7 protein-coding genes are annotated in these 9699 nt (G+C 46.5%); 1 reads left to right on the top strand and 6 read right to left on the bottom strand.

Annotated features, from left to right (window positions below):
- Nucleotides 1–153: 153 nt before the first annotated feature.
- The gene (locus PHU49_10445) at nt 154–1365 is read right to left on the bottom strand and encodes a fused response regulator/phosphatase (protein ID MDD5244425.1); all 1212 of its coding nucleotides are present in this window, start codon (nt 1363–1365) and stop codon (nt 154–156) included.
- A 93-nt stretch (nt 1366–1458) separates the two neighbouring features.
- On the opposite strand from PHU49_10445, the gene PHU49_10440 reads away from it, so the two are divergent.
- The gene (locus PHU49_10440) at nt 1459–2289 is read left to right on the top strand and encodes a PilZ domain-containing protein (protein ID MDD5244424.1); all 831 of its coding nucleotides are present in this window, start codon (nt 1459–1461) and stop codon (nt 2287–2289) included.
- 10 nt (nt 2290–2299) lie between these two features.
- Here the strand turns inward: PHU49_10440 and PHU49_10435 are convergent, their stop codons facing one another.
- The 5 genes from PHU49_10435 to PHU49_10415 form a co-directional block, all read right to left on the bottom strand.
- On the bottom strand, nt 2300–3652 hold the full coding sequence (locus tag PHU49_10435; protein ID MDD5244423.1) for a PIG-L family deacetylase: 1353 nt from the start codon (nt 3650–3652) through the stop codon (nt 2300–2302).
- A complete protein-coding gene (locus PHU49_10430) occupies nt 3645–6668 on the bottom strand; it encodes a PAS domain S-box protein (protein MDD5244422.1) in 3024 nt (1007 codons plus the stop codon). The genes PHU49_10435 and PHU49_10430 overlap by 8 nt, the downstream gene beginning before the upstream one ends.
- Before the next feature lie 16 nt (nt 6669–6684).
- On the bottom strand, nt 6685–7737 hold the full coding sequence (locus tag PHU49_10425; GenBank protein ID MDD5244421.1) for a glycosyl hydrolase: 1053 nt from the start codon (nt 7735–7737) through the stop codon (nt 6685–6687).
- On the bottom strand, nt 7730–9379 hold the full coding sequence (locus tag PHU49_10420; GenBank protein MDD5244420.1) for a glycosyltransferase family 2 protein: 1650 nt from the start codon (nt 9377–9379) through the stop codon (nt 7730–7732). Before PHU49_10420 ends, PHU49_10425 begins: the two co-directional genes overlap by 8 nt.
- Nucleotide 9380: 1 nt before the next feature.
- Nucleotides 9381–9699 (bottom strand): hypothetical protein (locus PHU49_10415; GenBank protein ID MDD5244419.1); only part of this gene is annotated, 319 nt, incomplete at its 5' end.

Genomic DNA, 9699 nt, shown 5'->3' with positions numbered 1-9699 from the left:
CCTTTAAACTCAGTAGCGCTGGACGCATCTATCCTCTTTTCCAATGGTTTCACTATGAGTATGCTGCCGACCTTTTTTTCCTGTACCTGCATGTAAACCCTCCCTCAAAATGGATCTTTCAAACCTGTGGTAAGCTTCCGGGTGGGGATATGGTTATCCCCCTTTATACTTACCTTTATATTCAATGGCAACGAGCGTGATATCATCCTGAAATGGCTTTCCTTTTCCAAAGTCAATGATAGATGTTACAACTTCATCGATGAGTTTTTCAACAGTTTCATGCCTCAAGTCATTCAGAAGTGAATAAAAACGATCTTCAGTGAAAAATTCCTCTTCATTGTTCTGATATTCAACTACCCCGTCTGTATAAAGGATGATCTTGTCCCCATCGTGAAGGTCGGTTTGTTCTTCCTCGAATGGAATGATGCCATCCAGACCGATGATCGTACCTCCTTTATCCAGTAACTGAAAGCCGCTTTCCCGATGGATAATCACGGGGGGAGGGTGGGCAGCGTTGCTGTAAATAAGGTTGCCGTCCTTGATGTTTATTATCATATATATGATGGTAAAGTATTTTTCGAACCGGCTCAATGGATACTCGCGATCAAGGGCTTGAAGCACTGCCCCCGGAGATTCTATTTTGTAACCGGGTGGCTCGTACTGTTTTTTCTTTGTGACATAGCCTCTTTCAGGCTGGAGCATTTGAGAAACAGAGACTGTAATAAGGGCAGAAGGGACTCCGTGACCGCTGACATCAATCATGTAGAACCCGACATGATTCTCATCGAGACGAAAGACGTTAAAGATGTCTCCTCCGATCATATAGGACGGCATAAATTTCCAGGCGATGGCAAGATTATTAAAATCAGGTATTGTTCCTGGTAAAAGGCTCTGCTGGATACCTGCCGCTGCCTTCAGGTCCTCATCGAGTCGTTTCTGTTTTTCAGTAAGTTCGATGTTGGTCTTTATCAATTCGTTGGTGAGACGCCGGATCTTGAGCTGGTTTTCAACGCGCGCCAGCACCTCTCCCTTGTCGAATGGTTTTGTGATATAGTCTGCGCCACCTATCTCAAGCCCCTTTATCTTGTCTGAGGCATCGGATTTAGCTGACAGAAAAATAACCGGTACATTAACAGGGGGATCCCCTGTCTTGAACCTTTCGCATACTTCATAACCGCTGATGCCGGGCATTACTATGTCGAGAAGGATCAGATCCGGTTTCAGCTCCGTTGCCTGTCGTAACGCCTCTTCTCCATTATGAACCTCGGCAACATCGTAACCCGCTGCCTTCAGGATACGGTTCAAAAGAACCCGTATATCTTCACTGTCATCGACTATCAGTATCTTTTCTCTCTCTGACACCATTACCCCTCTTTTGATAATCTCAATATATTATATCCATTTTTTTACGAATAAATATGATTTTATTAAAGAATAATAGATAATTTTGGATGCGGTTTGTATAATGTAAAAGTTACTATGGATACCCCGATAGAAAAACGCAGAGAAGAGCGGCTAAGCATCAGTTCGATCAACCTTCCTTTCCTGGGATCAAGGGAAGAAGATCAGGCCTGTTTCCAGTACATTATCATGGACATCAGCAAAAGCGGCCTGAAATTTGCCATTCCACGCTGGCTGGTGAATAGAGAAAGTTTAAAGAAAGGGGATAGGATCAATTTTCATCTGCCCCTGAATATCGGAAAGAACTTCTATAATCAGGGCGTCATAGTATGGACGGCGTGGGATGACTCCATAGATGGGGAGACCTGCGGCGCAATACTCGAGAATACTACACAATCTCCCTATCCTGTTTTTATCTCTCTGGAGGAAGCATCCATATCCGTTTCCTTTGATGATTTTACGTTCAAGTATAATTTGTTTTGCGGGGTAATGAAAGACACCGCGCTCCTGAAACAGGGGGTGGCTATCTATCTGGGGCACCTTATCCCTTTTTTCTCAAGGATCTCCATGTATCCCCAGGAAGAATATCCAAAGCTAAAGGAGTCATTCCTGACAGATGTCCGCGATAGGGCCATAGAAAACCATGCCAGGCTGGAATCTCTTTCCAGGACGATAAAAGACCAGATGAAATCCTATTCAGAAATACCGAAATTTGTTGACCTGGAAGGATTGCGGGCAATGATAGAATCAGAGATCTACGTCGAAATCTTCAGGATTGCCTTCCAGAGCGAGAGCATCATGCCTTACCTTAATGCCATAAAGGAGCTTGAAAAAAGGCTCTACTTCAATTACAACACTATTGTTATGCTCTATATTCACGCCCTGTAAAATTTGTCTGTTAAGGGGTGATTATATGGAGGCTTTTTCTGTCTATCCCTATCACATTGTTCAGAATATCATATTCTATAAGGACCTGTATCCCCTTGCTCAGCAGAGGAAAGTCAAGAAATGGAAGCAATTCTTTCAGGAGCCCCCTTTCACAGATGGCCCGCAGGCACCCGAAGGTTCCGAATCCGTGGATGCCCATACAACCGATCAGGCTCCTCGTTTCGCGTACCGGGTTACGCATAACCGTTAATATACCAAAATCTTTTGTTACGATATAGTTACCGGAATCGTCCTTTTCATAGTGAGCAGTGATCTTTTTCGAAGAGACAAGGTCGTTGATCGCGAGATTTGTGTAATCGGGCATAGAGTGCCCGGTTATGTACCGTATGCCTTTGAAATTGTTAAAGTGGTTATTGATGAACTGATTCGATGCCGAACTCCCGCATAGAAGGATGTTGGAGGTTTGCAGATATCCATTCGCGGATGGGTTGACCGAACTTTTGCTTGTCACGGGGTGGCGGTCATGCCACATCCTTGAAAATGTTTCATAGAGCAGCTCAATACCCTCCTGCTCCTTATTTGCCGTCCAACCGTAATGGATAGTTTTTCTGTAGACGGGAACTGAATGGATAACAACGAGGGGTTGTTCCCTGAGCAAGGGATACCAAAAGTTATGGAAAGGACAATCGTTTAGACTGAGGACCAGGTACAGCAGATCCTCTGCCCCTTCCTGAAGGATAACCTCGAAAGGTTCGGTTTCATCGAGACTGAGGTCTGCAGAGAAGACCTTATTGATATTTTCTATTGCCTCTTCGTTGATCCTTGTGCTCTGGGAAACATGACGCATCAGTGCTTCCCTTTTTACGTTTCTATAGGGACCAATTTCGGCAAAGACCTTGGGCCTGAACTCTGATCGTATGAGAGAATTCACTACGGCAAATGAAAGGATTGGTTTTTTTCTGAAGGTTGCGAGGACGATATTATGAACTGCACGGTGGTCATTGTGGCTGTCGGCCAGGGTGTGGGTAAAGACGATGTCAGGGTCCACTTTGCGGTTTTCCAGCACCTCCCTCAACTGTGCGACAGTCTCTCCTGTTGCCTCCAGGCGTGCATCAGGTAGATCGAGCAGGATGACCCTATCCGGTTTAATCCCGAGGGTATGGGCAGCGTTTTGTGCCTCCATCTTTCTCGCTTGCGCTACGGCAATATCAGATTCGCTGGTGAGGACGCAATACCATACGTCCCAGCCTGAACCGGCAAGTTTGGCTACGGTACCGCCTGCACCGATCTCAATGTCGTCAGGGTGTGCCCCGACAAAAAGAGCAACCGGTACTGATGCCGGATTGATTTCAGGTTTATTCATATATAATATCCACGTTGCCCAGGTAATCGGACAGGTAAGTCAGGGCCTTTTTTATCGCAATTACGTCATCGCTCTTTGCTGCCTCTTCAAGGGTTTTTCCGATTTCAGTGATCGTATCGAATCCGTAACCCCCACCGCTTCCCTTCATGCTGTGGCCAAGAAACCTTATTGTTTCCAGTTCATCTCTTTCGAGCGCCTCCTCTATGGTCTTTATGTCTCTGTACCTGTTTTCAAGATACCCCGGTATCAGATCTTCAAGGTCTTTATCAACCTTAACAATGTATTTCTCCCGGGTGCTCGCATGGCCTTCTTCCATGGCGCTGTCAGCCTTTTCGTTTTTCAGGGATTCCCCGGTGTATTGTATGATCATGGTTAACAGATCCTGCTTCTTGATGGGTTTTGCCAGATGAGCATTGCAGCCTGCGTCATAACTTTTCCGTATCTCTTCTTTCAGCGCATAGGCGGTGAGGGCAATGACAGGGGTTTGCTTCCGGTTGTGTATGCTTTCCCATTGCCTGATCTCTTTTGTTGCTGTATAGCCATCCATTACAGGCATCTGGATATCCATAAGAACAATATCATATGTTGAAGCCTTATATTTTTCTACGGCAGCCATCCCATTGTCGGCTATATCGATCGCAAAAGGTGTCTTTTTCAGGAATGACAGTATGAGCAGCCGGTTGTCCTCAGAATCATCTACGAGGAGTATACGCAGGGGTTTTAAAGTTTCACTTTCGGGCGTTATGGTAATTGTGGCAGGGGTTGGCTGTATCTTTCCTTTTTGAAGCTGGAAATCAGCGGTAAAATAGAAGGTGCTCCCAACACCGACAGCACTTGTGACCCATATTCTACCTCCCATGAGCTCAACAAGGCGCTTCGATATTGTCAAGCCGAGCCCTGTCCCTCCATACTTTCTTGTCGTCGAAGAATCGGCCTGTGTGAATTTTTCAAATATCCTGTCAACCTTATCTTCGGGTATACCGATACCTGTATCACGGATTGAAAACCGGAGTATGGTAGTATCTGTATTGCCTTCAACTGTCCGGGCCTCCAGTATGATCTCTCCCTGGTCGGTAAATTTCACAGCATTCCCTATAAGATTCACGATCACCTGCCTGAGCCGGACAGGGTCTCCGATCAAATGAACCGGCACGTCAGGAAGGACGTGGCAAAGAAGCTTAATCCCTTTGTCGTGTGCGCGTATTGCCATGATGGCGCATGTCTTGTCTAACAGCTCCTGAAGGTTAAACCCTGTTGATTCAAGTTCGAGATAGCCCGCTTCAATCTTTGAAATATCGAGGATATCGTTGATTATGTTCAGGAGGTTTTCCCCTGCGTGTATAAGTGTCTCAACGTATCTTTTTTGCTCGTCGTCGAGAGGTGTTTCCAACATCAGTTCAGCCATGCCGACGATGGCATTCATGGGGGTTCGTATCTCATGGCTCATACCTGCGAGGAAGTCGCTCTTGGCCTGGTTTGCGCTTTCAGCCGTTTCTTTTGCCTTTTGAAGTTCTTCTTCGGCCTTTTTCCGTTCCGTTATGTCCCGCAGTATACCCGTAAAGATACGTCTGTCACCCAGGTCCGCTTCGCTCACAGACAGTTCGATAGGGAAAGTAGCACCGTCCTTGCGACGGCCAAGGACCTCCCGCGCTGCGCCAAGCACCCTGGACCTGCCGCTTTTGAGATATGCCTGTACGTACTGATCGTGCCCGTTTTTGTGAGGCTCAGGCATGAGGGTGCTCACATTACGGCCTATCACCTCATTCGCCTTATAGCCGAACAGCTTTTCGGCTGCCTGATTGAAGCTTTCAATGATACCTTCCTCATCGATTGTAATGATACCATCGACAGTCGTATTCACGATGGAACTGATCCTCGCCTCCCTTTCCTTGAGGTCTTCCAGGATCGTCTTCAATGATGCCTCCCGGTCACGCAGTCTTTTCAGCATCTCGTTAAATGAAAACGCAAGGGCACCGATCTCGCCCCCCGTTTCCACACTGACAGACTGGAGGTGTTCCTCTGTCCTTCCTACTGCCTCTGCCTGTGAGGCAAGCTCGGAAAGCGGTGACAGGTTCCTTCTCATAACAATAAGGATAATTAATATAGACAAAAAGATACCGAGTGCCGTGTAGCCTGCCATGTACCATCGTTCCCTGATGATAGGTCCATAGGCTTCCTTAATGGGATAACTGGCCGCCAGTATCCAGTCAGTATTCTGGAACCGTTTAAATGTCCCGATAACATGCAGACCCCTTGAGGTCACCGTCTCGCCGGAACCTTCAAACCACTCATTGATTGCCCTGTCAAACAACCTGTTTACACCGGGAGGTACGTCATTCTGCAGGATCCTTTTTGTGTCCGGGTGAACAATTATGGTTCGATCCGTATTGTACAGATACATGTATCCTGTTTTCCCTATCCTTACCTTTGCAATACCTCCGAGTGTAGTATCTTTGGTAAGGGAAACGGCGCCGCCAAGGACTGCGACTATCTCACCCTTTTTATTGAATATGGGCGCAGTGAACATCACTACCGGGTCATAAGGCGGTTTTATTGACCGGTATGGTTTTGAGATGTAGGGCAGTCGCGTTTTCATCGTGTGCCGAAGGTATTCCCTGTGTGAGAAGTCTTTCCCGTAACGCTCCGGGGAGTAGGGGACCTCACCTATGACCCTGCCGGCCTTCGAATAAAGAAGTATGCCGTTGTCAAAGTACGTTTTTATGAAAAATCTTGATTCAACAACCTTTTCGAGGTGTTTCTGCATGGCATAATAGTTGTTGAGGCCATCAAGTGGAATGACCTTTGATACGTCGATAAGTATCTTTTGTGCTTCCCGTATCTGCCTATCTATATCGCCTGCTATCTTTGCAACGAGCTCAAACTGTTGTTCTGCTATGGTCCTTTTATAGTGTTCCTCGAAGTTATTTTCAAACATGAGGGCGCCACAGGCAAAGATCACCAGAAAGAGGACCGAAACAACAGTTGCCATCTTTGTTTTGAGACTAAATCCGCGCATTCCCGTACCTTATTCCTTACTCCTTCAGGAAACGTTTAATCCAGGTGTGGGGCAATAACGTCCCTGGTTTTATAAACGATACGTAGCCCCTGTCGCCGTTACTGTTGATGCGCCAGTCGAGCTCTTTGTTTGACTGGAACCAGACGACACCCTGTATCCCCAGGCTTCCCGATACATTCATAGCATCCCGTATCCATTCTGTTTTGTTGCCGCCATAGCCGACGGTGGCAGTTTCAAAGACAATGAGGGGTTTTGATGGGGCATGGGCGGTTAACTCCCTGCATGCCAATTCGAATATCTCCCTGAAGGTCTTCCAGCGGCTCTCCCAGCCATGTCTTTCCTTCTTCTGTGTTGTTCCCCAGTTGTAACCGTCAACACCGAGTATGTCAACATAATCATCACCGGGGTAATAATTACTCAACAGGTTCCATGAAGCGGAAGGATCGTGGGAGGTATTTGGCACTGACTCGGTATTCGGACAGAATACCCATATTACGTTATGCGCGCCGGCCTTTTTAAAAAGTGTGACTACGTACCGGAACATCTGTATGTATATCCCGGGGCTCTGCGGTCCGTAATCGGTTTCTTCAGTCCCCCAGTGGTATCTTTTGAGATTCATTTCGTGTGCAAAGCGTATCATAAAAGGTTTGCCCCATAAACGGGCCCTATCGGCGAATCCCTTGATATACGGATCGTATTGGCCGCTCAATAGTCGCGCATATGAGATCATGATCTCTTTACCGTCCTGGTGGTACATCGGCTCCCAGGTGACACATGGTATGGCGCCGCTATTCCATATTGCATCAAGGCTCGCCCGGGGAAAGTCTCCTGAATCAGCATTCCCGGATGGCGGCCACTGGAGAAAAAATACAACTATATCCGGCTTTAATCCTGTTTCTGACTTTGTCTCTATGAGTTTTTCCCTGGTTACGGGGTAGCCATCCAGGGCAAATCCCCACATGAATTGTCCTTGTGGCGCTGCCTTGCCGGGAGTAAACGCAAACAATATGGATGCGATAAGAATGAGAAAGCGGCAGATCAGGGGATATTTTGATTTCCTATTATCCATTGTTCGATTCTTCAGGTTTATTAAAATAGAGGACAGAGAAAAGGATACCCGCATGGTATAGACACCAGAACGTATTCACCAAAATACCGCCTGCAGGTTCCTGTTCATAGATAAACCTGTTAATACCCCATACGACTGCAGCAAAACACAACATTGCCATGACGAGCTGCGGCCAGAGAGCTCTCAGGGGTAATGCCTTGCTGACACCTTTCGGTGTTATGCCGAATGTACCCTTTATGCCGGCAAGCGCCAGAATGGATGCCTTGATATATACCGGGAAGGTGATAAAGGTGAGGAGCTGCCCCGTGAGAAGGTCCCTGATATGATAATTGCGTTGCTTCAGCGTCCAGTAAAAGGTCGTCAAGGTTATCACCACGTAGGGAATAAAGATTAAAAAATAAAACTCAGGTCTTGCAAAGTACGTGGGGATATTTAAAAAGATGTATATAACGGGGCATATCATCATAAATAAAAATACAAAACCGATGAAGTACCATGTGCTTGAGAGAAAATATTCCCACCATTGTAATTTTGTGAGACCCCGGGGCCTCCTGAGAAAGGTAGACAGAACCTTGGTGAATAGGCCGATGGTTCCGAGAGACCACCTGAACTGTTGCTTGAAATAACCTCCTAAGTCTTCCGGCCCTATCTGGAATGTCCGCACCCTGTTGATATACGTGGTACTCCATTTTTTCAGATGAAACTGGAGGGACGTGGCAAAATCTTCGGTAACCGATGTTTCATCAAAGCCGCCGACATCGTTAAGGGCTTCTCTCCTGAAGAGCACGTTGGTGCCGCAGCAAAAGGTAGAATCTTTCGAAGACTTCCCTTCGCAGATGTATTCGTAAAAGACCGCCTGCTGCAATCCCGCAGCCCTTGCTATGCGGTTAAATTCGAAGTTTATGTAATACTGCGGCGTCTGGACAAACGCGAGCTTAGTGTTGTTCTCCATGATCGCCACAAGCGGTTCAATAAAATCAGGGAACGGGTTCGAGTCCGCATCGAAGACGAGCATGTATTTCTCTATTTCCTGTTTTGTTTTTCCTGAATAGTGATAGAATCGGAATCCATCCTTCTCTTTGCCATCGAGGAATTCAAGGAAGTCGTTGATGATGCCCGCCTTTGCGCCATGCCATTTTCTGCGGAAGAGGTCGACGCCGATATGCCGGCAGAGATCTTCCACGGCTTTTTTATAGGCTTCCATCTTTTCGGGGGTGTCCCATTTGATGTCGTATCTCGTATCGTCAAGGAAGTAGATGTATTTGTTGGGATAGGAGATATTATAAAAGGTAACAAGCGAATTCTCCACGACGTCAAGAGGTTCCTTGTATGAAGGCATGACTATAGCGACGGGCGGATAAGAGCTCAATTTTGGTATCTGGTCTTCTCTGACAGTGAAGCTCTTGCGACGCCATATGACGCTGAAGATCTCGAAAAAATATCCTATACCGTGCGTCAAAATGAATAATTCAGCGATGAGGAGAAAAAGCGCAAGCACCTTTTCATACCACGCGTAATCGGTAATGAGAAAGAGCAGGATACGCACGATCAGGTAGATAGTCGCGAAGATGATAGCGAGGATCGGTATGGCTGTAATAAAAAATATCTTGAAGGAAGAGGTCTTTGGATTATCGTTATTCATCTTAAAATTGATATTTTATTATTGCCCACAGGCCAGTTGCATTCCATTGCGGCGACGTGTGCCACATGCCTTTTATCGAAGCAGTCCAATGGTCATTGAACTCATGATGCAGTTCACCTTCAAGTTTTGCCGATGGGTTGTTCTCCGAATCAGCGCCGAAAGAGACCTTGATGCTGTAAAAACGTAATTCGTTGCCGCAGAAAAATAGTTTCGAGTAATCATGATACCACTCGAATGTTATGCCTGTGGCAGTATAATTTTTAGGAGTCCAGTATGGATGGGTGATGTCAACGAGGTCGGCCCCGTTATATGTATAGACA

The sequence above is a fragment of the Syntrophorhabdaceae bacterium genome (assembly GCA_028713955.1).
GTDB lineage: Bacteria > Desulfobacterota > Syntrophorhabdia > Syntrophorhabdales > Syntrophorhabdaceae > UBA5609.
Note: the sequence above shows the minus strand (reverse complement) of the source record. Positions and strands in the feature narration are given on the sequence as shown.

Coding starts and splice junctions, on each gene's coding strand:
- PHU49_10445 (MDD5244425.1), bottom strand. CDS start 1,365: ATGGTGTCAGAGAGAGAAAAGATACTGATAGTCGATGACAGTGAAGAT.
- PHU49_10435 (MDD5244423.1), bottom strand. CDS start 3,652: ATGAATAAACCTGAAATCAATCCGGCATCAGTACCGGTTGCTCTTTTT.
- PHU49_10430 (MDD5244422.1), bottom strand. CDS start 6,668: ATGCGCGGATTTAGTCTCAAAACAAAGATGGCAACTGTTGTTTCGGTC.
- PHU49_10425 (MDD5244421.1), bottom strand. CDS start 7,737: ATGGATAATAGGAAATCAAAATATCCCCTGATCTGCCGCTTTCTCATT.
- PHU49_10420 (MDD5244420.1), bottom strand. CDS start 9,379: ATGAATAACGATAATCCAAAGACCTCTTCCTTCAAGATATTTTTTATT.